The 24984-nt window shown below is 37.2% G+C and carries 22 protein-coding genes and 1 pseudogene; 8 read left to right on the forward strand and 15 right to left on the reverse strand.

Features of this window, described 5'->3' with window-relative positions; all coding sequences use genetic code 11:
- Positions 1–5: 5 nt before the first annotated feature.
- The 3 genes from ychF to ACQKII_RS22210 all read right to left on the reverse strand — a co-directional run bounded on the left by ychF (position 6) and on the right by ACQKII_RS22210 (position 2489).
- Positions 6–1106 (reverse strand): redox-regulated ATPase YchF, encoded by a 1101-nt coding sequence (gene ychF / locus ACQKII_RS22200; RefSeq protein ID WP_427462625.1) that lies wholly within the window; start codon positions 1104–1106, stop codon positions 6–8.
- Positions 1107–1403: 297 nt separating this feature from the next.
- Complete coding sequence (locus ACQKII_RS22205; RefSeq protein WP_427462626.1) at positions 1404–1604, reverse strand: DUF951 domain-containing protein; 201 nt, start codon at positions 1602–1604, stop codon at positions 1404–1406.
- Positions 1605–2489 carry a mechanosensitive ion channel family protein gene (locus ACQKII_RS22210; RefSeq protein ID WP_427462627.1) on the reverse strand — a complete coding sequence of 295 codons (885 nt, stop codon included), beginning with the start codon at positions 2487–2489 and terminating at the stop codon, positions 1605–1607.
- A gap of 93 nt (positions 2490–2582) precedes the next feature.
- On the opposite strand from ACQKII_RS22210, the gene yyaC reads away from it, so the two are divergent.
- Positions 2583–3215: a spore protease YyaC gene (gene yyaC / locus ACQKII_RS22215; protein WP_427462628.1), complete on the forward strand. Its 633-nt coding sequence runs from the start codon at positions 2583–2585 to the stop codon at positions 3213–3215.
- Here the strand turns inward: yyaC and ACQKII_RS22220 are convergent.
- From ACQKII_RS22220 to rpmH, 11 genes are all read right to left on the reverse strand, one after another.
- Positions 3132–3848: a DUF554 domain-containing protein gene (locus ACQKII_RS22220; RefSeq protein ID WP_427462629.1), complete on the reverse strand. Its 717-nt coding sequence runs from the start codon at positions 3846–3848 to the stop codon at positions 3132–3134. The two genes, yyaC and ACQKII_RS22220, sit on opposite strands and share 84 nt — an antisense overlap.
- Positions 3849–3925: 77 nt before the next feature.
- Positions 3926–4774, reverse strand: coding sequence for a ParB/RepB/Spo0J family partition protein (locus tag ACQKII_RS22225; protein WP_427462630.1), 849 nt, complete (start codon positions 4772–4774; stop codon positions 3926–3928).
- Positions 4767–5528, reverse strand: coding sequence for a ParA family protein (locus ACQKII_RS22230; protein WP_427462631.1), 762 nt, complete (start codon positions 5526–5528; stop codon positions 4767–4769). The genes ACQKII_RS22225 and ACQKII_RS22230 overlap by 8 nt, the downstream gene beginning before the upstream one ends.
- 243 nt (positions 5529–5771) lie before the next feature.
- Positions 5772–6671: a nucleoid occlusion protein gene (gene noc / locus ACQKII_RS22235; protein ID WP_427462632.1), complete on the reverse strand. Its 900-nt coding sequence runs from the start codon at positions 6669–6671 to the stop codon at positions 5772–5774.
- A gap of 179 nt (positions 6672–6850) precedes the next feature.
- Positions 6851–7567, reverse strand: coding sequence for a 16S rRNA (guanine(527)-N(7))-methyltransferase RsmG (rsmG, locus tag ACQKII_RS22240; protein WP_427462633.1), 717 nt, complete (start codon positions 7565–7567; stop codon positions 6851–6853).
- Between the two features lie 75 nt (positions 7568–7642).
- Complete coding sequence (mnmG, locus tag ACQKII_RS22245; RefSeq protein ID WP_427462634.1) at positions 7643–9538, reverse strand: tRNA uridine-5-carboxymethylaminomethyl(34) synthesis enzyme MnmG; 1896 nt, start codon at positions 9536–9538, stop codon at positions 7643–7645.
- Positions 9539–9565: 27 nt separating this feature from the next.
- Complete coding sequence (gene mnmE / locus ACQKII_RS22250) at positions 9566–10951, reverse strand: tRNA uridine-5-carboxymethylaminomethyl(34) synthesis GTPase MnmE (protein WP_427462635.1); 1386 nt, start codon at positions 10949–10951, stop codon at positions 9566–9568.
- Between the two features lie 335 nt (positions 10952–11286).
- On the reverse strand, positions 11287–12102 hold the full coding sequence (gene jag, locus ACQKII_RS22255) for an RNA-binding cell elongation regulator Jag/EloR (protein ID WP_427462636.1): 816 nt from the start codon (positions 12100–12102) through the stop codon (positions 11287–11289).
- A complete protein-coding gene (yidC, locus tag ACQKII_RS22260; protein WP_427462637.1) occupies positions 12099–12869 on the reverse strand; it encodes a membrane protein insertase YidC in 771 nt (256 codons plus the stop codon). Before yidC ends, jag begins: the two co-directional genes overlap by 4 nt.
- 254 nt (positions 12870–13123) lie before the next feature.
- Positions 13124–13468 (reverse strand): ribonuclease P protein component, encoded by a 345-nt coding sequence (gene rnpA / locus ACQKII_RS22265; RefSeq protein ID WP_427462638.1) that lies wholly within the window; start codon positions 13466–13468, stop codon positions 13124–13126.
- Between the two features lie 100 nt (positions 13469–13568).
- Entirely contained in the window at positions 13569–13703 is a 135-nt protein-coding gene (gene rpmH, locus ACQKII_RS22270) for a 50S ribosomal protein L34 (RefSeq protein WP_004233310.1), read from the reverse strand.
- Positions 13704–14255: 552 nt separating this feature from the next.
- Between rpmH and dnaA the strand changes: the two genes are divergently transcribed.
- The 7 genes from dnaA (at position 14256) to ACQKII_RS22305 (ending at position 24197) form a co-directional block, all read left to right on the forward strand.
- A complete protein-coding gene (dnaA, locus tag ACQKII_RS22275; RefSeq protein ID WP_427462639.1) occupies positions 14256–15605 on the forward strand; it encodes a chromosomal replication initiator protein DnaA in 1350 nt (449 codons plus the stop codon).
- Positions 15606–15773: 168 nt separating this feature from the next.
- Positions 15774–16910 (forward strand): DNA polymerase III subunit beta, encoded by a 1137-nt coding sequence (dnaN, locus tag ACQKII_RS22280; protein ID WP_143996691.1) that lies wholly within the window; start codon positions 15774–15776, stop codon positions 16908–16910.
- 185 nt (positions 16911–17095) lie between these two features.
- Positions 17096–17320 carry a S4 domain-containing protein YaaA gene (gene yaaA, locus ACQKII_RS22285; protein WP_143996690.1) on the forward strand — a complete coding sequence of 75 codons (225 nt, stop codon included), beginning with the start codon at positions 17096–17098 and terminating at the stop codon, positions 17318–17320.
- Between the two features lie 3 nt (positions 17321–17323).
- Entirely contained in the window at positions 17324–18439 is a 1116-nt protein-coding gene (recF, locus tag ACQKII_RS22290; protein WP_427462640.1) for a DNA replication/repair protein RecF, read from the forward strand.
- Positions 18440–18530: 91 nt separating this feature from the next.
- Entirely contained in the window at positions 18531–20468 is a 1938-nt protein-coding gene (gene gyrB, locus ACQKII_RS22295; RefSeq protein ID WP_427462641.1) for a DNA topoisomerase (ATP-hydrolyzing) subunit B, read from the forward strand.
- A 25-nt stretch (positions 20469–20493) separates the two neighbouring features.
- Positions 20494–22965, forward strand: a complete 2472-nt coding sequence (gene gyrA, locus ACQKII_RS22300; protein ID WP_427462642.1) for a DNA gyrase subunit A — start codon at positions 20494–20496, stop codon at positions 22963–22965.
- A 146-nt stretch (positions 22966–23111) separates the two neighbouring features.
- Complete coding sequence (locus tag ACQKII_RS22305) at positions 23112–24197, forward strand: HD-GYP domain-containing protein (RefSeq protein ID WP_427462643.1); 1086 nt, start codon at positions 23112–23114, stop codon at positions 24195–24197.
- Positions 24198–24355: 158 nt separating this feature from the next.
- On the opposite strand, the pseudogene ACQKII_RS22310 reads toward ACQKII_RS22305, so the two are convergent.
- Positions 24356–24598, reverse strand: a pseudogene (locus ACQKII_RS22310) (transposase); the annotation flags it as partial.
- Between the last annotated feature and the right edge of the window lie 386 nt (positions 24599–24984).

Below are 24984 nucleotides of genomic sequence, written 5' to 3' on the forward strand. Positions count from 1 at the left end.
TAATTTTATACATTAAAACGGAATAACATAATATCGCCATCTTGTACAATGTATTCTTTACCTTCAAGACGTACTTTACCTGCTTCTTTAGCCGCAGCTTGAGAACCAGCTTCTACTAAATCGTCGAAAGCAACCGTTTCTGCACGAATAAATCCACGTTCAAAGTCTGTATGAATAACGCCAGCACATTGGGGCGCCTTCATGCCTTTACGGAATGTCCATGCACGAACCTCTTGTACGCCAGCAGTGAAATAAGTTGCAAGTCCTAGTAAATCATAAGAAGTACGGATTAGTTGATCTAAGCCTGATTCTTTAATGCCTAGTTCTTCTAAAAACATTGCTTTTTCTTCATCATCAAGCTCTGAAATTTCTTCTTCGATTTTTGCACAAATTGTAATTACTTGAGCGCCCTCAGCTGATGCATATTCACGTACCTTTTGTACATATTCATTATTATCTACATCTGCAACTTCTTCCTCTGAAACATTTGCAACATAAAGCATTGGTTTAATTGTTAATAGATGTAGACCTTTAATAACCTTTAACTCATCCTCAGAAAGCCCAGCAGCACGAGCCGGTCTACCGTTCTCTAGTTCTTCTTTAATTTTAACAAGGATTGGTTCTTCCACCATTGCATCTTTATCTTTTTGTTTCGCCATTTTGCTTACGCGTTGAATACGTTTATCAACAGATTCTAGATCAGCAAGTGCAAGTTCTAAATTAATCACTTCAATATCATCAATCGGGTCAACTGAACCTGATACGTGTGTAATGTTTTCATCTACAAAGCAACGTACTACTTGACAGATTGCATCGACTTCTCGAATATGCGCCAGGAATTTGTTCCCTAAACCTTCTCCTTTAGATGCACCTTTTACGATACCCGCAATATCCGTAAACTCAAATGCTGTTGGAACTGTTTTTTTCGGTATTACTAATTCAGTTAGTTTATCTAAACGTGCGTCTGGTACTTCGACAATACCTACGTTCGGATCAATCGTTGCAAATGGATAGTTAGCAGCTAATGCTCCTGCCTTTGTAATTGCGTTAAATAATGTTGATTTTCCAACATTCGGTAAACCAACGATTCCAGCTGTTAATGCCATACATGGACACAACCTTTCTATGTTCTGTTCAAATTTGCTCTTTCATCCCGTACTAACCAGTGCTAAGAACCACTGCAAAATGAAGACTACGCAAGCCGTTTAAGTGGGCGTTTAACAACCTAAACGTCCCCAATGCTGTACAGACCAACATGATGTTGGTCACTTAAACGTAGCCACAGGACGTGGCGTTTTTAATCTAAGTTTCTTTAATAATCGGCAGCTCACCGATTAAAGATTCACTTTATAACCTTATCTATTATATTGATTCGCTATTAAAAAGTCTAATACACCTGAAAATTAAGCTTCATTTGCGAATTTTAATACTTTTTTCATTTTTTTCTCAAATTCTCGACGTGGAATCATCACACTGTGCTGACACCCTTCACATTTAATGCGTACATCTGCACCCATACGAATAATTTTCCACTCATTTGTGCCACATGGATGTTGTTTCTTCATTTCAACAATATCATTTAAACCAAATTGTTTTGCTTCCATTTATTCGTTTCTCCCTCCTTCTTTCCCACTATTACCATACAGCATCATATTTGGATAGGCCATTGGAATATTATTTTCCTCAAATAATTTTGTCACATCACGACGAATAGTTCGTGCCACCCCATATTGTTGTTGTGGCAATGTTTCAGCAACAATACGAATAGTTACCTCTGTACCTTTGACGTTTTGCACACCTAAAAATGCAGGCGTCGACACCAGTTCTTCATGCACTTCTGAAAGTGTGCTTAAATATTTATTGATAATGGCCTCAGCCTTTTCAAAATCTGCATCTGTCGTCATTTGTAAATCCACAAAAATTTTAGAGTTGTTCACAGAGTAATTTACGACGTCTCCAATTGCACCATTTGGAATAATAAATTGCTCTCCAGTAGACCCATTAATCTTTGTTGTTCGTAAACCTATTTCTACAACAGTTCCTTCTGCTGCATTTATTTTTATATAATCGCCTACACCAAACTGGTCTTCAAAAATGATAAAAAATCCAGTAATGATATCCTTCACTAAGCTCTGCGCACCAAAACCAATGGCTAAACCGACAATCCCTGCTCCAGCCAATAACCCAGCTATCTTAATATCTAAGATAGCGAGAATCGCAACGATTGCCGAAAAATAAACAACATAGGAAATGACACTTTGTAATAGTCTTTCGATTGTTTTTTGTCGACGTTCTGAGTGATTTAAAGGTGAACGCATACGCATTAAAAACACTTTTTTAATAAACTTTTTACCTAATTTTACAGCTAGCCACGATGCTATCAAAATAATCGTAATCTTAATTGAAGCATTTATTACATTTTCCCAAAACGCCTCTGACATCAGCTTGTCCCAATAGTTCCTTAATACCTTTTCGTTAAAGTAATCCATAAATACCACCTCTTGAATAACTTGCTATAAATTTGCGTATACTGCATAAAAATTGAGCACTTCTTCCAAATAAAAATGAAAGTGAGTTTTTTTATGAATACTATACCAGATTTAGTACTACCTTATTCGCTTCACCATGAAAGTAAAAATGCCGTTTGGCAATTGAGTACATTATTTTTAGAACATATTCCTTTTCAACATGAGCGCCTTATTTTCTGTTGTATTGGTAGTGACCGTTGTACTGGCGACACACTTGGACCTTTAACGGGTAGCTTTTTAAAAAAATCAGTTAGTTTTCCCTATGAAGTTGTAGGATCTCTGGAAGATCCGTTACATGCCCTCAATTTAGACGCTACACTACAACAACTACACCATCATACTACGAAACCTTTCATTATTGCGATTGATGCATGTCTAGGAAGTGAACATAATATTGGTCATATCGCTGTACAGAACGGACCTATTTTGCCTGGGAAGGCTGTAAAAAAACAATTGCCCCCAATCGGCGACATCTCCATTAAAGGAATTGTCAATATTGGAGGCTTTATGGAAATGCTTGTTTTACAAAATACAAGACTGCATATTTCTTATGCGATGGCTGAAAAACTTTCAAGGGCGCTACTACTGGCCGCACATCGTTATTCATTGAAAAGGATAGATGATACCAACCATAATGCCGACAACGATGATACTCGGCAACAAGTTAGCAGCCTTGATCTTGGTTAAGCCTGCTATATTTAAGCCAATCGCCAAAATCATGACACCACCAACAGCGGTCATTTCTGTGATGAACATTTGTAGCGCTGCATCTGGAATATAAGCACTAATAACGCCTGCAAAGAGGGCAATGACCCCTTGATACACAAATACAGGTACTGCAGATAATAATACGCCAATACCTAATGTGGATGCTAATATAATAGATGTAAAACCATCGATAATTCCTTTTGTTATTAGCACATTATGATCATTACGTAAACCACTATCGAGTGCACCAATCACGGCCATTGACCCAACAACAAATATTAGCGAGGCAGTTACGAAGCCCTCAGCGATGCTAATTTGATTGTCACCATTGCGATTTTTACTAAATAATGACTCTACCCACTGACCAAGTCGATTCATCTGCTTATCTAAATCTATCCATTCACCTATTACCGTCCCTACTACTAAACTTACCACTAAAATAATAAAATTATCACTTTCAAAGCCCATCTTTATCCCTAATAATGCAACAGCTAAACCAATAATTGATAATACGGTAGATTTCATCGACTCAGGTATATTTTTAAAAATTCGCCCCACTAATGCACCTGCCATAATGAGCACTGCATTAATTAATGCCCCTAGTAATACCACAATCTAGCCTTCCCTCTCTAGAAAAATAGAGAGCGCCTAGTATTTTGGCGCTCTGATTACGTTATAGAAGATTCTATCTATTCTTCCTGTAAATTCAATATTTCTAAAATGCGTTCCAAATCATCTTCGGTGTAAAATTCAATTTCAATCTTCCCTTTATTATTCGCTTTTTTAATTTGGACATTTGTTCCAAAGTAATCTCTTAATTGAGATTCTTTAGCCGCTACAAAAATATCCTTTTTCTTCGGTTGCGCTGTTTCACGTGAAACTTCTTCGTTTAAAGTTTGCACGAGCATTTCCACTTGGCGAACATTTAAGCCCTGTTTTATTACCTTACTTGCAACTTCTGAAATTTTTCTTTTATTTTTCAGACCGAGTAAAGCCCGACCCTGTCCCATTGATAATGTACCCTTATTCATCAGTGTACGAACATCATCTGGCAGCGCTAATAAACGAACATGATTGGCAATGTGTGGTCTACTCTTACCTAATCGTTTGGATAGTTCTTCCTGTGTTAAATGTAAGTTCTCCATTAAACTTTGGTAAGCTTCCGCCTCTTCAATGACGGTTAAATCTTCACGTTGAAGATTCTCTAAAATTGCTAATTCCATCATTTGTGCATCTGTTAGCTCTTTAATAATTGCTGGAATAACATCTAATCCAGCTAATAGTGATGCTCTAAAACGACGTTCTCCAGCGACAATTTCATATTTTCTAGCCTTTTTCCGTAACGCAATTGGCTGTAGAATACCATGTTCCCGAATAGATTCTGCTAATTCTTGCAATGTTTCTTCATCAAATATTTTGCGTGGCTGAAAAGGGTTTGCAACTATTAGCTCTAATTGTATTTCTTCTACTTGTCCACTATGTTCTAGGGACTCTCCGGGAAATAACGCTCCTATGCCTTTCCCTAAACCTTTAGCCATTTTTAATCACTTCCCTCGCCATCTCTAAATAAACTTCCGCACCTCTAGATTTTGCGTCATAAATGATAATAGGCTGACCATGGCTAGGCGCCTCACTTAATCGCACATTACGAGGAATAATTGTTTTATATACTTTCTCTTGAAAATATTTTTTTACTTCATCAATAACTTGTAAGCCTAAATTTGTCCGTGCATCAAGCATGGTCAATAATACCCCATCAATATATAGCTGTTGGTTCAAATGCTTTTGCACTAAACGTACTGTAGACAATAGCTGACTTAATCCCTCTAATGCGTAATACTCGCATTGCACGGGAATAATGAGTGCATCTGATGCCGTTAAAGCATTAATAGTTAGGAGTCCTAATGACGGTGGGCAATCTATAATAATATAATCAAAATCTTCTTTCACATCTTGCAATGCGTGCTTTAGACGCACTTCCCGTGAAATGGTTGAGACTAATTCAATCTCGGCTCCTGCAAGCGAGATTGTTGCGGGGACAATGGATAAGTTTTCAACATTTGTTTCTTGAATGACATTTTCAACATTTTCATCGTCAATTAACACATCATAGATACAACTTTGTATTTCTCCCTTATTAATGCCCAGTCCACTTGTTGTATTGCCTTGCGGATCTGTATCAATTAGAAGGACTTTCTTCCCTAAGTACGCTAGACAAGCGCTCAAATTGACCGATGTCGTTGTTTTACCTACGCCACCCTTTTGATTGGCGATTGCTATAATTCTACCCATTTAAAAGCACCTGCTTTCATCTATCAAAGTTTGCTTTGACAAATCCATTTGTAAAATCATTGTTTAATACCGCTATCTTACCTCTCATTCTATCAAAAAAACACAAAAGAGTTGTATAAAATATTAAGAATATATACAAAAAAGGAGACAACTTAGAAATATGTCTAAGTTGTCTCCCCTATAAATAACCTGTAGTTCAATAAAAATGTTTTTCTAAGATAATTTCAGACCACTACAATGTATTTAAGACTTTTTCTTTTTAGGTATCTTCACAGTGATTTGATAGTAATCCTCTGTATCTTCTTCTTCAGTATTTACAGTTATACCACTTTTCGTCACCATAGATAACGATTGCTTGATGGTATTTAAGGCAATACGAACATCTTTACTAATTGCCTTTCGCTTTGGCTTAGCTTTCTTCGGTGCTGTTTCTTCCTGTTCCACTGCCTCAGGATATAATATTCTATGAATTTGCTCTTCTAGCTGACGAACATTCCAATCATTGTCAAGCGTTTGCTGTAAAATATCTAATTGCAACGGCTGGTCTTTAATGGCAATTAATGCACGTGCATGTCTTTCAGAGATGCTGCGCTTTAAAATAGCTTGTTGCACTTCTTCAGGAAGCTTTAATAAACGTAATTTATTGGCTACCGTGGATTGTCCTTTTCCAAGTCGTTGGGCTAGAGCTTCTTGTGTAAGCTCATGAAGCTCTAATAATTTTTGATAAGCTACCGCTTCTTCAATTGCCGTTAACTCTTCACGTTGAAGATTTTCAATTAACGCAATGGAAGCTGTCTCCTTATCACTTAAATTTCGTACAATCGCAGGAACTTCTGTCCATTGTAGCTTTTTCATTGCTCGATAACGACGCTCACCAGCAATGATTTCATATTGATTCTCTGCTGTACTACGTACAACAATTGGTTGAATCACACCATGTGTATGAATGGTTCTTGATAATTCTTCAATTTTTTCATCATCAAAAATAGTACGTGGCTGAAAACGGTTTGGCACAATTTGATCGATTGGAAGCTTAATGACCTCTTCTGCAGTTTGAACCGCCTCTGCTTGTTCTACTTCATTTTTCACAATAGGCTCTGCTTTATTTCCGCCTCCAAAAAAACGTGAAAAAGGACTTTTCATCCAAGTGGCACCACCTTTAAGTAACTATCTTGCTCTGTGTCATTCTATTATTATTTATTATATTTCCTAAAATGTATATAGTTCATAGATGTCATTTGCGTGAACCATCCCTAACTAGTATGTATGCTCAAAATAGAAAAAATATTTTCCATCTTGAGAAGTTTCACATGAAACACTAATTATTGAATTGGTGTTTTATTTGGTACACCTGGTTTACGCGGATATTTTTTCGGTGTTCCTTTTATTTTATCAAATATATATAAAGTTCGTTCACTTTCTTCAACAGGTAACAAGAAAGAAAATTCTTCTCTAAGTGTAACACCAAATGTAGCTAATGCTTTTTTGGCATCTTTCAATTCTTCTGCGCCTGCTGCGGCCTTTAAAGCTACAAAATAGCCACCTTGTTTTGCTAATGGCACACACAGCTCAGATAATACCGACAAGCGTGCTACTGCACGAGCCGTCACAACATCAAATTGTTCACGATATGCTACATTTTGACCGAATTCTTCTGCACGAGCATGTACAAAGTGCATGTGCTCTAATTGTAATTCATCGCTTAGATGATTTAAAAATGTTATTCGTTTATTTAAAGAGTCTACAATCGTTACATGTAAATGTGGGAAGCAGATTTTAATTGGAATGCTTGGGAAACCAGCACCTGCACCAACATCACATACTGTAGTTACTTGTGTAAAATCAAAATAAAATGAGGCACTAATCGAATCGTAGAAATGCTTTAAATAGACACCCTCTATATCCGTAATGGCCGTTAAGTTCATCTTCTCGTTCCACTCTACAAGCAACTCAAAGTATTTCTTAAATTGGGCTATTTGCTTTTCTGAAAGCTCGATGCCCTTGTCCTTTAATGCCTTAATAAATTGTTGTTCGTTCATGTAAAGTCTCCTTTTTAAAAATAGGAAGCGGGCACAAAGGTATGCCCGCCTCTTATTCACTTTACTGTTGCTCTATTATTCGCCACTTACACGCGCAATTTTACCTTGTTCGATATAAACAAGTAAAATTGAAATATCTGCTGGATTTACGCCAGAAATACGTGATGCTTGTGCAATAGAAAGTGGCGTTACTTGTTTTAATTTTTGTCGTGCTTCTGTAGCTAGACCTGAAATTGCATCATAGTCTATATTCTCAGGAATTTTTTTATTTTCCATTTTATGAAGTTTTTCGACTTGTTGCAATGCCTTTTCAATATAACCCTCATATTTTAGCTGAATTTCAACTTGTTCCATCACTTCGTCCGTAAATTCAATATCAGTCGGTATTAAAGAAGATATTAAATCATAATGCACTTCTGGACGTTTTAAAAGATCTGCTCCACGAATACCATCTTTTAGTTCACTACCACCTACAGAGCGGATGGCAGATTGCGTTGCTTCATTTGGTTTAATAATGACTTCACGAAGACGGGCAATTTCATTTTCAATAAGTTCTTTTTTCTTCATGAATTTTGAAAAACGTTCTTCAGCAAGCATTCCCATCTTGTATGCTCGCTCCATTAAACGTAAATCAGCATTATCGTGACGCAGCAGTAGACGATATTCTGCACGAGATGTCAGTAAGCGGTACGGCTCATTTGTCCCTTTTGTTACTAAATCATCGATTAGTACGCCAATATAAGCCTCTGAACGGCTTAAAATCAGTTCTTCTTTACCAAGTACATTCGCAGCGGCATTCATGCCTGCCATTAAACCTTGTGCAGCAGCTTCTTCATAACCTGATGTTCCGTTAATTTGACCAGCTGTATACAAGCCTTTAATGCGTTTTGTTTCTAATGTTGGCCATAGTTGTGTTGGCACTATTGCATCATACTCAATAGCATAGCCTGCACGCATCATTTCTGCTTTTTCTAAGCCAGGAATGGATTGTACTAAACGTTTTTGCACATGCTCAGGTAAGCTTGTGGATAATCCCTGTACATACACTTCACGAGTATTACGACCTTCTGGCTCTAAGAAAATTTGATGGCGCGGTTTATCATTAAATCGCACAACTTTATCTTCAATAGATGGGCAATAACGTGGTCCCGTCCCTTTAATCATGCCTGAATACATTGGTGAAAGGTGTAAATTGGCCTCAATAATTTCATGCGTTTGCGGACTTGTATAAGTTAGCCAGCAAGGTAATTGATCCATGATGAATTCAGTAGTTTCAAAACTAAACGCACGTGGTACATCGTCTCCTGGTTGCATCTCTGTTTTAGAATAATCAATTGTACGATTGTTTACACGTGGTGGTGTGCCCGTTTTAAAGCGCACAAGACCGAACCCAAGATCTTTTAAGTTATCTGCTAAGCCAATTGATGGCTGTTGGTTATTTGGACCACTTGAATATTTCACATCTCCGATAATAATTTCACCACGTAGGAATGTACCGGTTGTTACAACAACTGTTTTAGCACGATAAATGGCACCGATTTGTGTGATTACGCCTTTTACTTCGTCTTCTTCTACAATCAGCTCCTCCACCATTGCTTGGTGAATTGTTAAGTTTTCATTTTCTTCTAATACACGTTTCATTTCATGTTGATACAATACTTTGTCCGCTTGTGCACGTAATGCACGTACAGCCGGACCTTTTCCCGTATTTAACATACGCATTTGTATATGCGTTTTATCTATAACTTTCCCCATCACGCCGCCTAGTGCGTCAATTTCACGTACAACGATTCCTTTAGCAGGGCCACCAATTGACGGATTACATGGCATAAAGGCAATCATATCTAAATTGATTGTTAGCATCAGTGTATTAGCACCCATTTTGGCAGCAGCATAAGCAGCTTCAGAGCCTGCATGACCTGCGCCAATTACAATTACATCAAACGTGCCTGCCTCATATTGTGTTGGCATGCTCGTATCTTCCCTTCTCTAGTAGAATTATTTCCCTAAACAAAATTGTGAAAATAGCTGATTAATTAGGCTTTCCTGTACCGTATCGCCGATAATTTCACCAAGTATCTCCCACGTTCTCGTTACATCTATTTGCACCATATCAACTGGTACACCTGCTTGTGCTGCAGCTAATGCATCCTCTACCGTAGCTTGAGCTTGGTGAAGTAATGCAATATGACGTGCATTTGATACATATGTTAAATCGCCCGCTTCAATTTGCCCTTCAAAGAATAACGCAGCAATTGCTTCTTCAAGCTCTATGACTCCTTCTTCTTGTAGAAGAGAGGTTGTCACAATGCGATGCTTGCCTGCTAACTCTTTCACGCGCGCTAAATCGATTTTTTGCGGTAAATCTGTTTTATTCACAACGACGATATAATCCATCGCTTCAATTGTCTCGAATAGACGCTCATCCTCTACCGTTAATTCATCTGAATAGTTTAATACCAATAAAATTAAATCTGCGCCACGCAACGCCTCTCGAGAACGTTCCACACCAATTCGCTCTACAATATCTTCTGTCTCTCGAATACCAGCAGTATCCACTAAACGAAGCGGAACACCACGTACATTCACGTACTCTTCTATAATATCACGAGTTGTCCCTGCAATATCTGTCACAATCGCTTTATTTTCTTGTACTAAACTATTTAAAAGTGAAGATTTCCCGACATTTGGGCGACCTAAAATAACTGTAGATAAGCCTTCTCGTAAAATTTTTCCCTGAGACGATGTTTGTAGCAATTGAATGATTTCATTTCGTACCCATGTACATTTTTCAAGTAATACTGGCACCGTCATTTCTTCTACATCATCATACTCTGGATAATCGATATTAACCTCTACTTGCGCTAATGTCTCTAGCAATGCTTGGCGGAGATCACCGATAAGACGAGATAGTTTCCCATCCATTTGGCCAAGGGCTACATTCATTGCTCGATCCGTCTTCGCACGGATTAAATCCATCACAGCCTCTGCCTGAGATAAATCGATACGTCCATTTAAAAACGCTCTTTTCGTAAATTCACCTGGCTCTGCAAGCCTTGCACCATTTGTTAATGCTAATTGCAATACTCGATTGACAGACACAAGTCCACCATGACAGTTGATTTCAACTACGTCCTCACGGGTAAATGTTTTTGGTCCGCGCATTAATGACAACATTACTTCCTCTACTACCTCATTTGTCTTTGGCTCTACTAAATGCCCATAATGAATTGTATGTGAAGCCTTTGTTGTTAAACTTTGACCACCTGGTGATTTGAATATTTTATCTGCAATTACTACTGCTTCGTCCCCACTCAAGCGGACAATTGCAATAGCACCTTCACCCATCGGTGTGGATATCGCAGCAATTGTATCGAACTCCATCTATATTACCTCCTTAACGTTATCCACATGTGGATAAACATAACCGACCAACTCTTTCTAACATCTTAGACTAACATATTTTTAAAAAAATCTAAAGTAAGGATAATTTCCAATTGTGGACAACACTTACGCTAAAAAATATCCAAACTCCACTGGAAACAAAAATCGACAAGGTATTTTACATTTAGACACTAACATACACTTGTAAGCTCTACAGTTACTAGCCAACATGAGGCGGTTATCCACAGAAAAAAAGGTCATTTTATCATGACGATAAAATGACCTAGGTTATTATACTTTGTCTGTACGTTTTTTAGCGGGTCAAATCCTGACCGTTACTTAACAGGTTCTATGACTAAATAACGATTCGGCTCTGTTCCCTCTGAGTATGTTTCAATATCAAGGCGATTTGCCAATTGATTATGAATAATCTTTCTTTCGTATGACTGCATAGGCTCAAATGCCACACGCTGATTTAAACGAAGTGCCTTATCAGCCATACGATCTGCTAACTGCTCTAGTGCTACTTGGCGACGTTCACGGTAGTTTTCCACGTCTAATTTCACCATTAAGAACTGCTTAGCACTTTTATTTAACACAAGTTGTGTTAATTGCTGCAAAGAATTTAAGGTTTGTCCTCGTTTTCCAATAAGCATTGCTGCCTTTTCACTTTTTAGCTGAAACAATACATATTTACCTTCACGTATTGTTTCAATTTCAAGATCTTGAATATCCAATTGTTCGGCAATATTCACTAAATAAGCTTTTGCTTCTTCAATTGGATTTACAGAGTTCTCTTCTTCCTCTGTACTTTCCTCTACTACGACTTGCTGGACAGCTTCGATTTCAATTGGTTGTTCAGAAACTTGTGAACTTACTGTTTCAACATCATCTACTACTGTTGCTTCGCCCGATAGTTCCTTAGCTGTATGCAGTTGCTCAGCTACTTTTACTGTTTCAGTAGTTGAACGAACTTGCTCTTCTTTTACTGTCACACGAACTTCAGCAGATCGTGCACCAAAACCTAAAAATCCTTTTTTGCCTTCTTGTAAAACTTCAACATCTACTTGTTCACGGGTTTTGCCAAGTTTTTGTAACGCCAATGAGATCGCTTCTTGTGTTGTTGCGCCTATTTGCGTAAGTTGTTTCACTTTTTAGCCCCTCCATTTTGAGCAGGTTGTGTTTTATCCTTTTGCCAAGGTTTGTAAATAAAAAGGTTTTGGAGAATCGAGATAATGTTCCCGATTACCCAGTACAATGATAATGCCGCTGGTAAAGCCATACCGAAACCAATAATCATGAATGGCATAATGTACATCATCATTTTCATTTGGGGGTTGTCCATTGCTGGGCCCGTACGTAACACGATAAACTGCATTAAACCAGCCATAATTGCTAGTACTGGTGCAGGATCTGCTAATGGGAACATAAAGAAATTTCCTAAATCAAAAGCAGATGTAGCGTTCATACGACTAATCGCATGATAGAAACCAATTAAAATTGGCATTTGAATAAATGCAGGTAAACATCCAGCAATTGGATTGGCTCCCGATTCACTCATTAGCTTCATCATTTCTTGTTGGTATTGTTTCTGTGTTTGTGCATCCTTAGAAGCGTACTTTTTTTGCAATTCCTTCATTTTTGGCTGAAGTTCTTGCATTTTTTTAGAACTCTTTGTTTGTTTAATCATTAATGGAAGAATAGCTAAACGAATAATAATTGTTACTGCAATAATCCCCCACGCATACGTACCGAGTACATCAGCAAAGTACTTTATCGCCGATACTAACGGCCAAACGATGAATTCATTCCAGAAGCCCTCGCTATCTTTGGAGATTGGCTCATTAAATTCTGTACAACCAGATAGCAGCAGAGCTACTGATACTAGCGACAAAATTACCCAAAGTTGTTTTTTCAACCGTCTTCCCCCTACAAATCCTATTCAATTTTCTTAAATCTATCTACGTTCTTCTTTCCTTCTTCTTTACTCAACATATTCTCTCGCTTTTGAATAAAGTTAACAATTATTTTATCATGCAAATAAGCTTTCACTCTACTAAATGTTCCAACTTAATATGACCATTTAGTAAGGATAGTTACTAAATTTACACTCGTTACAGTGGAACTTTATACGAAAGTGCGCTTTGTCGCCACTTTATTTGCTGGAATGTACTATGCTTTTTTCAAAACTTTAGCGATTCGTAGTACATGCTGCAAACCTTGTTTCACTTCATGAAAATCCATAGTGGCCGCCGGATGTCTGGCGATAATAACATAGTCCATATTCGGCTTGAGCTCATCTTTTAATTCATGAATGCTTTGTCGAATATAACGCTTAATTTGGTTGCGTGTTACCGCATTACCAAGCTTTTTACTAACCGATATGCCTATACGTAATTCCGTTTGTCCCTCTTTTGGTAAAAAATAAACGACAAACTGGCGATTAGCGAAAGACTTACCCTTTTTAAACACCTTTTGAAAATCTTCATTCTTTTTCACTCTATGGCGTTTTTTCATTACTTTCACCTGCTACTAAATAATATCCTTCGATCTCTATTTTTAAGTTTACCAAAAATAAAGAAAAAAAAGACCACTGATGTGGCTCAGTGGACTTATTTTATGCTGATAAAACTTTTCTGCCTTTACGACGGCGAGCAGCAAGAACTTTACGGCCGTTTTTCGTGCTCATGCGTGCGCGGAAACCGTGAACTTTGCTGTGCTTACGCTTTTTTGGTTGGTAAGTACGTTTCATGTATATAGACACCTCCTGAATGAAAGTTGAATTTTTCAACATACAGACCTGCATATTATATAAAGTAATCAGCTATTTTGTCAATGTATTTCATAAATTTCTTTCAACAATCGTTTCTAGAATCTTATATTTTTTATTATTGTAATTATCCACAGAATACTTGTCTTTTTCACACAGACCTGTGTATAGTATTTTTTGCATGTTTTTTTATCCACAAGTGTTATCTACAGCTTTTTCACATAAGCAGTGCTTGTGGACAACTCAAAAGTGCATAAACAAAGGTTGTGTGGATAAGTTTCGCAAACTATTGAAATGGCTTTATTTTTCTGATACGATAACTGTGCTTCACTTTGTTGAAAACTGAAACGAACTATTCTTTTATCCACAACTGTTGATATGCTGTGGATAATTTTTATCACAGCCTTTGGTTAAGTTTTATCCACAGCTTGTGATTTTGTGGATTAGTCGTAAAATGAACGTATTTACCTATCACATAAATGCACGATATTTTTATTGCTGTATATGTATTGAACTGTAAAGGAGAATAGCAGCTTGGAACATTTAGAAGAATTATGGAATAATGTCCTGGCTCAAGTTGAACAAAAAATTTCTAAACCAAGCTTCGAAACGTGGCTAAAGTCTACAAAACTACTTTCTTACAATGGTAGTGGGTCAACAGTGACAATTGCCGCGCCAAATTCGTTTGCTCGAGATTGGCTTGAAAATCATTATATTCATTTGATTACAGGTATATTAACGGAGCTTACAGGCGAAGACTTGCTTATTAAATTTGTTGTTCAAAAAAACCAGGATTCGGACGATTTTGACTTACCAGCGCCTATTATCCAAGCAAAAAATAACGATCATCACGATATTTCGCCAGGTATGTTAAACCCGAAATATACATTTGATACGTTTGTCATCGGCTCTGGAAACCGCTTTGCACATGCTGCTTCTTTAGCTGTTGCGGAAGCACCAGCTAAAGCTTATAACCCTTTCTTTATATATGGGGGAGTAGGACTTGGTAAAACGCATTTAATGCACGCAATTGGCCACTATGTGTTAGAACATAATCCAAATGCAAAAGTCGTGTACTTATCATCAGAAAAATTTACAAATGAATTTATTAACTCTATTCGTGATAATAAGGCACTCGATTTTCGCAATAAATATCGCAATGTAGATGTGCTACTAATTGATGATATTCAATTCCTAGCAGGAAAAGAATCTACGCAAGAAGAATTTTTCCATACATTTAACACATTGCATGAAGAATCAAAACAAATTGTTATTTCAAGTGACCGCCCACCAAAGGAAATTCCCACATTAGAGGATCGCTTGCGCTCACGATTTGAATGGGGATTAATTACTGACATTGCACCACCCGATTTAGAAACTCGTATTGCTATACTACGGAAAAAGGCTAAGGCAGATGGTCTAGATGTTCCAAATGAAGTAATGCTCTATATTGCGAACCAGATTGACTCCAATATTCGGGAGCTTGAAGGTGCGCTTATTCGTGTCGTGGCGTACTCATCACTTGTTAACAAGGATATTAACGCTACATTAGCAACTGAAGCGTTGAAAGATATAATTCCTAATTCTAAACCACGAATAGTCTCCATTTTAGACATTCAAAATGCAGTAGGAGAGCATTTTAATATTCGTTTAGAAGATTTTGTCGCTAAAAAACGAACGAAATTAATTGCTTTTCCTCGTCAAGTTGCGATGTTTTTATCACGCGAATTAACAGATTTTTCGCTGCCGAAAATTGGAGAAGAATTCGGAGGTCGTGATCATACAACAGTTATCCATGCTCACGAAAAAATATCTTCTATGTTGAAAAATGACACTCAACTACAACAAGATGTTAAACAAATACGAAGCATGCTAGGGAAATAATCCTGTGGATAATTCAATTATTTAAGCACAAACTTATGCACAGTCTATCTACATGTGGATAGACTGATTTTATTCATCTCAAAGCACTTATCCACAAATCCACAGGACCTATTACTATATCTTTTTATATTTAATAAATAAATAATATAAATATGTGAGGGAAAACTAATGAAATTTGATATTTTACGTGACCGTTTATTAGAGGGCTTAAATGATGTCATGAAAGCTGTAAGTTCTAAAACAACTATTCCTATTTTAACGGGGATTAAAATTGATGTGACAAATGAAGGTATCCGCTTAACTGGTAGTGATGCAGATATTACAATCCAAACGTTTATTCCAGTAGAAGAAGATGGGCAACAAATTATCCAGATAGCTGAAACAGGTTCAATAGTTGTACAAGCTCGTATGTTCAATGAAATTGTGCGTAAGTTACCAACAAATGATGTTGAAATACAAGTAACAGCTGGTTTCCAAACACATATCCGTTCAGGTAAATCTGAATTTCATTTAATTGGCTCAGATGCAGCAGAGTATCCGTTGCTACCTGAATTAACCGAAGATCAAAAATTTACTATACCTGCGGACTTATTAAAATCAATTATCCGTGAAACAGTATTTGCAGTTGCCACTTCAGAAAGCAGACCGGTATTGACAGGTGTAAACTGGCAGATAAAAAATGAAACATTAATCTGTGTTGCAACAGATAGTCATCGTCTAGCAAGACGTAAGGTACAACTAGAAAATTTACCAGCAGTTGAACATAGTGTGGTTATTCCTGGAAAAAGCTTAAATGAATTAAACAAGGTCTTAGAAGATTCTACAAATCTTGTTCAAATTGTTATTACTAGCCAGCAAGTATTATTTAAAACCGGGGATGTATTATTCTTCTCTCGTTTACTAGAAGGCAATTACCCAGATACAACACGTTTAATTCCAGAAGAATATCAAACAAATGTGACGATTAACGGTAAGGCATTATTACAAGCAATCGATCGTGCATCGCTTGTAGCTCGTGGTGATCGTAATAATGTTGTGCGTTTCGATATTTTAGATAATCAAGCTGTTGAAGTTTCATCCAATTCACCAGAAATCGGTAAAGTACAAGAAGAAATTCCTGTAGAAGCATTAGAAGGGGAGAGCCTAAAGATTTCCTTTAGTGCGAAATACATGATGGAAGCTTTAAAAGCAATTGATGGGCAAGATGTAGTTATTCAATTTACAGGGGCTATGAGACCGTTTATTTTGCGTTCTGTACATGATGACGCAATACTACAGTTAATTTTACCAGTTCGTACTTACTAATTTTTTAGTACGTGTAACTAAACTAAGGAACAGATATTAAGTTCACTTTATTTTGCTGGTCACCACTAATAATTTTGATATGCTTTAGGAGATAGTCGTTAACTACGGCTATCTTTTTTTACTTATGATGCATTTTTAGGTATGATAGAGAGATAGATATTATGTATTTGGAGGGTGACACAGCTATGAAAGACATTGAAATTGACGTTGAGTTTGTGACGTTAGGACAGCTTTTGAAAATGACCGATGCTATTAGCTCAGGTGGCATGGCTAAATGGTTTTTACACGAAAATGAAGTATACGTAAATGGCGAAGTAGATGATCGCCGTGGTCGCAAACTACGTAATGGAGACGTCGTAAATATACCTGGATGTGGTCGATTTCGTATCATTGGACCCGCTGGACAATAAATTATGCATATTGAGCAGTTAAAACTTACAAATTACCGCAACTATGATGCTTTAGCGTTAAACTTTTCTCCAAAAATCAATGTATTTATTGGTGAAAATGCTCAAGGGAAAACAAATGTTATGGAATCAATCTATGTATTGGCCATGGCTAAATCTCATCGTACGACGAACGATAAAGAATTGATACGTTGGGATTCAGACTATGGTAAAATAGAAGGGGCCGTTCGAAAAAGGCACGGTATTTTACCAATTGAGCTTACGATTACGAAAAAAGGTAAAAAAGGTAAGATAAATCATATTGAGCAAAGCCGCCTTAGTCATTATATTGGCCAAATGAATGTGGTTATGTTTGCACCCGAAGATTTGAATGTTGTAAAAGGGAGTCCGCAAATACGACGACGTTTTATTGATATGGAGATTGGACAAATTTCTCCAGTCTACTTACATGATTTATTAACCTTTCAAAAAATTTTAAAACAACGTAATCATTATTTAAAAATGAACCAAGGCAAAGTAATGACAGATGACGTAATGTATGAAGTCTATAATGAGCAATATATTCATGCTGCTACCCAAATTATTCGTAAAAGATTTCAATTTATGGATTTATTACAGGAGTGGGCAGAACCTATTCACGCAAGCATTTCACAAGGCAAGGAAACTTTAGCTATTAAATACCGCACAGTTGCTGGTATTGAAAAAGATCACACACCTAGTGAAGTCGAAAATCTTTTGCACAAAAAGCTATTAGAGGCAAAGAGTCGTGAATTTGATCGTGGTGTAACTATGGTTGGTCCACATCGAGATGATTTGCAGTTCTTGGTAAACAACTATGATGTGCAGACATATGGTTCGCAAGGGCAACAACGTACAACTGCGTTGTCATTAAAGCTCGCCGAAATTGAATTAATTAAACAAGAAACAAATGAAACACCCATTCTACTTTTAGACGATGTATTGTCGGAACTCGATGATTATCGCCAATCGCATTTATTAAATACCATTCAAGGTGAGGTCCAGACTTTTGTTACTACTACAAGTGTTGATGGAATTCATCATGAAACGATGGAACATGCTCAACTGTTCCACGTGAAACAAGGTGCGATTGAAGAAAGTTAGCCGGGGAGTTTTTTAGATTATAAAAGAATGGTAATAGTCAGCTCGGTTGACTGTTCATTCATTTACACACAATGATGTTATGAAGGAGTAGATGAAAGCCGTGGCTATAGAAAACGAAGGTTTACAAGATCAAGCTTATGAAGCCGATCAGATACAGGTATTGGAAGGTTTAGAAGCAGTTCGTAAAAGACCAGGGATGTATATCGGTTCAACAAGCTCCAAAGGACTTCACCATTTAGTATGGGAAATCGTTGATAATAGTATTGATGAAGCTCTTGCAGGATTCTGTACAGATATTACAGTAACAATTGAAAAGGAAAACTGGATTCGCGTAGAAGATAATGGACGAGGAATTCCAGTTAGTATTCAAGAAAAAATGGGGAAACCCGCTGTCGAGGTAATTATGACAGTGCTACATGCCGGTGGTAAGTTCGGCGGTGGTGGATACAAAGTATCTGGAGGTCTTCATGGCGTTGGGGCATCTGTAGTAAATGCTCTTTCAATTGAGACTATCGTTCAAGTTCATCGTGAGGGACATATTCACGAAATTAAATTTGAACGTGGGAAAACTATTCAGGCTATAACTATTATTGGGGATACTGATCGTAATGGAACAACTACACGATTTAAAGCCGATCCTGAAATATTCAAAGAAACAACAGTCTACGAATTCGATATTTTAGCACATCGTATTCGTGAATTAGCTTATTTAAACCGAGGTATCCGCATTACAATTGCAGATGAACGTGAAGAAGAACAACGTTCTACTACATATCATTATGAAGGTGGTATCCGTTCTTATGTAGAGCACTTGAATCAATCTAAAGAACCAATCCATGAACCGATTGATGTTCTTGGTGAAAAAGATGGTATTTCAGTTGAAATTGCGATGCAATATAATGCTGGATTCTCATCAAATATTTTTTCATTTGCTAATAACATTAATACGTATGAAGGCGGTACACATGAGTCCGGCTTTAAAACGGCTCTAACACGCGTTATCAATGATTACGCACGTAAAAATGGATTATTAAAAGAGGCAGATACAAATCTTACGGGCGAAGATGTTCGTGAAGGCTTAACGGCTATTGTTTCTATTAAGCATCCTGACCCTCAATTTGAAGGGCAAACGAAGACAAAGTTGGGTAACTCTGAAGTAAGTCAAATTACAAATGCTTTATTCTCAGATGGTTTCGAGCGATTCATGCTAGAAAATCCAACTGTAGCTCGTAAAGTGGTTGAAAAAGGTTTAATGGCTGCTCGTGCACGGGTTGCTGCGAAAAAAGCTCGTGAATTTACACGTCGTAAATCAGCTCTTGAGGTGTCGAGTTTACCAGGTAAATTAGCAGACTGTTCTTCTACGAATCCAGCTGACTGTGAAATTTATATTGTTGAGGGTGATTCTGCCGGTGGTTCCGCAAAATCTGGTCGTGACCGTCACTTCCAAGCAATTTTGCCATTGCGAGGTAAAATCTTAAACGTCGAAAAAGCACGTTTAGATAAAATTTTATCGAATGCAGAAATACGCGCGATGATTACCGCATTTGGTACTGGTATTGGTGAAGAATTTAGCTTAGAAAAGGCCCGTTATCATAAAATCGTTATTATGACAGATGCCGATGTCGATGGTGCGCATATTCGTACGTTGCTTTTAACATTCTTTTTCCGTTTCTTAAGACCATTAATCGAAGCGGGTTATATTTATATTGCTCAGCCACCACTTTATCAAGTGAAACAAGGCAAGCACATTGAATATTGTTATGACGACGAAACATTAAAAGAAATTTTAGAGCGCCTACCAAAAATACCAAAACCAAATGTACAACGTTACAAAGGTCTTGGAGAAATGAATGCGGAACAGCTTTGGGAAACAACGATGGATCCCGAGTATCGCACATTACTACAAGTAGAATTAGATGACGCAATCAAGGCAAACCAAGCATTTGAACGTTTAATGGGTGATGAAGTTGAGCCTCGTCGTCAATTCATCGAAGAAAATGCCGTATATGTAAAGAATTTAGATATTTAATTTTTATTGAGGGGAGGTCTACACTTTGTCAGAACAAGAACGCTCTGGTGTTAAAGGAATTAATATAACTGAAGAAATTGAAACATCCTTTCTCGATTATGCAATGAGTGTAATCGTGTCACGTGCATTACCTGATGTACGTGACGGGTTAAAACCAGTACATCGTCGTATTTTATATGGCATGCAAGAGTTAGGAAATACAGCAGATAAAGCGTACAAAAAATCAGCACGTATTGTTGGGGATGTAATGGGTAAGTATCACCCGCATGGTGACTCATCAATTTATGATGCAATGGTACGTATGGCACAAGATTTTAGTTACCGGTACATGCTTGTTGATGGTCATGGTAACTTTGGATCTGTCGATGGTGATGGTGCTGCAGCGATGCGTTACACAGAATCACGAATGTCACGTATTGCAATGGAAATGCTACGTGATATTAATAAAAATACAATTGATTATACAGACAACTACGATGGTTCTGAAAGGGAACCAGTTGTTCTACCAAGTCGTTATCCAAACTTATTAGTGAATGGAGCTGCGGGGATTGCCGTTGGTATGGCAACGAATATTCCACCACATCAACTTGGAGAAACAATTGATGCAGTACTTGCACTTTCTGAAAACCCTGCCATTACAACAGAAGAGCTTATGGAGATTATCCCTGGGCCTGATTTTCCTACGGGCGGTTTAATTTTAGGGCGGAGTGGCATTCGTCGTGCCTATGAAACTGGTCGCGGTTCAATTATTATTCGTGCAAAGGTTGAAATTGAACAAAAAGCGAATGGTAAAGAAACAATTCTTATTCATGAATTACCTTATCAAGTAAACAAAGCAAAGCTCATTGAAAAGATTGCGGAGCTTGTACGTGATAAAAAAATAGATGGTATTACAAACTTGCGGGATGAATCAGACCGCCGTGGTATGCGCGTGGTCATTGAAGTGCGTAAAGATGCTAATGCCAATGTCGTATTAAACAATTTATATAAGCAAACAGCAATGCAATCGAGCTTTGGTATTAATATGTTGTCTCTAGTGAATGGTCAACCAAAAGTAATGGGCTTAAAAGAGATGCTTTATCATTATCTTGAGCATCAAAAAGTCATTATTCGCCGTCGTACGGAGTTTGATTTAAAGAAAGCAGAGGACCGTGCACATATTTTAGAGGGCTTACGTATCGCACTTGATCATATCGATGAAATAATTGCAATTATTCGTGGTTCTCGTAGTGGTGATGAAGCGAAGCCACAATTAATGGAGCGATTTAATTTATCTGAACGTCAAGCACAAGCAATTTTAGATATGCGCTTAGTACGCTTAAGTGGTTTAGAGCGTGAAAAAATAGAAGCTGAATATCAAGAGCTGCAAGTGTTAATTGCTGAATTAAAAGCTATCTTAGCAGATGAAGCGAAAATAGTTGAAATCATTCGTACCGAAATATTAGAAGTGAAAGAACGCTTCAATGATATACGTCGTACAGAAATTACAGCTGGTGGCATGGAAATGATTGAGGACGAAGATTTAATTCCTGTTGAAAATTCAGTAGTTACTTTAACTCATAATGGTTATATTAAGCGTTTAGCTGCGAATACATATCGCAGTCAAAAACGTGGCGGTCGTGGCGTACAAGGTATGGGTACAAACGAAAATGATTTTGTAGAACACCTGATGAATACATCTACACATGATACAATTTTATTCTTCACAACAAAAGGGAAAGTATTCCGAGCAAAAGGTTACGAGATTCCTGAATATGGTCGTACAGCAAAGGGCTTACCAATAGTTAACTTACTCAATATTGAGAAAGATGAGAAAGTAACGGCAATGATTCGTGTTGGTTCATTTGAAGAAGATGCCTACTTTATCTTTACGACGAAAACAGGTATTACAAAGCGTACACCAGTATCTCAATTTGCGAACATCCGTACAAATGGTTTAATAGCAATTAGCTTGCGTGAAGATGATGACTTAATAGCTGTTCGTTTAACGGATGGTTCGAAGCAAGTGATTATAGGTACACGTGATGGAATGCTTGTACGATTCCAAGAAGATGATATTCGTTCAATGGGTCGTACAGCAGGTGGTGTACGTGGTATTAAACTACGTGACGGTGACGAAGTAGTTGGAATGGAAATCGTTGAATCTGGCGAAGAAATTCTAGTGGTTACCGAAAAGGGTTACGGTAAACGAACTTCCGAAGAAGAATATCGTTTACAAAGTCGCGGTGGCGTAGGTTTAAAAACAATCCAAATCACTGATAAAAACGGACCAATGGTTGCTGTGAAAACAGTTGATGGTTCCGAAGATTTAATGCTAATTACAATCAATGGGATGCTAATACGTATGGACGTAAATGATATCTCGTTAATTGGTCGTAGCACACAAGGCGTTCGTTTAATTCGTTTAGGAGATGACGAACTTGTCGCAACAGTTGCGAAAGTTGAAAAAGCAGAAGATGACGACTCTTCTGAAGATGATGAACAAGTAGAAGAATAATAAAAAGCCGATGACGACAACAATGGTTGCTGATCATCGGTTTTTTATTATAAATCATGAAAAATAAGTAATTATTTTGAATTCCATGATAAAATGAAATAAACCTTAATGTTAAGCAAGTGAAATAGTGAAGAGGTGTTAATTTCGTGGAAACTACACATGTCCCAATTTCAGAGTTACGCTTGGGTAAAGTAATATCTGAAGATATTTTTGTTAATACGCAATATCCAATAATTTTTAAAGACACAATATTTTCTCATGAGCATCTACAAGTCTTAAGTGCATTTAACATTTCAAGAGTCCCTGTATACACAGATGGAATGAAAGATGGTCAGTTAAATGATGACAAAGAAATAGAAGTTGCTATTCCAGCAGAAGCTATCCCAACTTTTAGAAGGGTGTATAACAATTCTGTAGAGCAATTTAAAAGGGCATTTAAAAATTGGGAAGCTGGTGCGAAAGTAGATATTGCGAAAGCACGTACAATTATTTTGCCATTATTAGAGATGGTATTAGAAGATCGTACAATTATTTTTGATTTAAACGAGTATTCCAATCCTAAGGACTATTTATATCATCATTGTGTAGGTACAGCATTAATTTCTTCTGTTATTGCACAAAAATTAGGCTATGATAGGGGACTTACGATTCAAGTAGCAATTGGGGGCTTATTAGCAGATTGCGGTATGGCTAAAATTCACCCGCGTATTCGTGATAAAAAAACGACCTTAACAGAGCAAGAATTTGATGAGATTTATAAGCATCCTATTTATAGTTATAATATGGTAAAGGATTTGACGATTTTAAAGGATACGATGAAGGAAGCTATCTTTCAACACCATGAGCGTTTAAACGGAAGCGGTTATCCTAAGGGTGAAAAAATAGCCAATATATCGATTTTTGCACAGATAATTGCTGTTGCAGATGTATTTCATGCAATGACATGTGAACGTGTATATCGATCTAAGCAATCCTCTTTTAAAGTGATAGAGATGGTTAATGAATCTGAATTTGGAAAGTTTGATATTAAAGTAGTACAAGCACTTATTGATCTTGTCGCTGATCTACCTATTGGTACAATTGTTGAACTTTCTAATTTAGAACGTGGTGAAGTAATGTTCGTCAACAAATTCGCTCCAACACGACCTCTTATTAAACTAAGTAACACAGGAGAGATTTTTGATCTCGGAAAAAACCGAACTTTCTATATTTCACGTATTATTACAAATTGACTAAGTTGTAATAAGGCAATTATCTATTTTGATTGCCTCAGATTGAAGACAAAAGGTATCGGGAGTGCTGAGCATTCCCGATACCTTTTTATTTTCCTGTGGTTTTTCATTGAAAATGAGGGTTGGTCAAGTAAAGTCAGTGTCTCTTAAGAGCACTATTACGCTGTTTGTGTTTCTCGCCATGTCCAAGTAGCGAGTTTGTTTAAATTCATGGCAGCAAAAGTAAGCATCACGTGCATGGACAATTTTTTGAGACCTCTTAAGGTTGCCAACGCATACCATGCTTTTCTATCGCATCAGCAAAGTCGTTTCTTTGCGACGCGCATAGATTTGTCTAATCGTGTAATATGACAAAGATGCTCGGCTCCTTCTACATAATCTTCCTAAATATGTCGCTGAATGTTTGCGTACTAAATGGTCTTCAGGCACCTTTTGGTCAATTGTCGGCATTTTTAATTGATGTCGTTCATTATTTTTATTTTCCGTTATCCTATCCATCACCTCAAGACTGAAGCTATGCCCGCGAAAAGCGTCCGCCGTAACGGAAATCAACGTGTTCATATAGATACTTCTATTTTCTTTTAATCCATGATACTTCAAAACTATTTTTTTTTAGAGAAAGTGTTGACATAGTTTCTGATACTTGATATTATAAGTGAGTCGCCAAGAGGTGACGCACTAAACGAAACAACATGAACCTTGAAAACTGAACAAGCAAAACGTAATCAATAAAGTTTTTAGTAGCTAACTTCGGTAAGTGAATGAAACAAAATTTTGGACATCAAAA

The sequence above is a fragment of the Lysinibacillus sp. NPDC048646 genome (assembly GCF_050272295.1).
GTDB lineage: Bacteria > Bacillota > Bacilli > Bacillales_A > Planococcaceae > Lysinibacillus.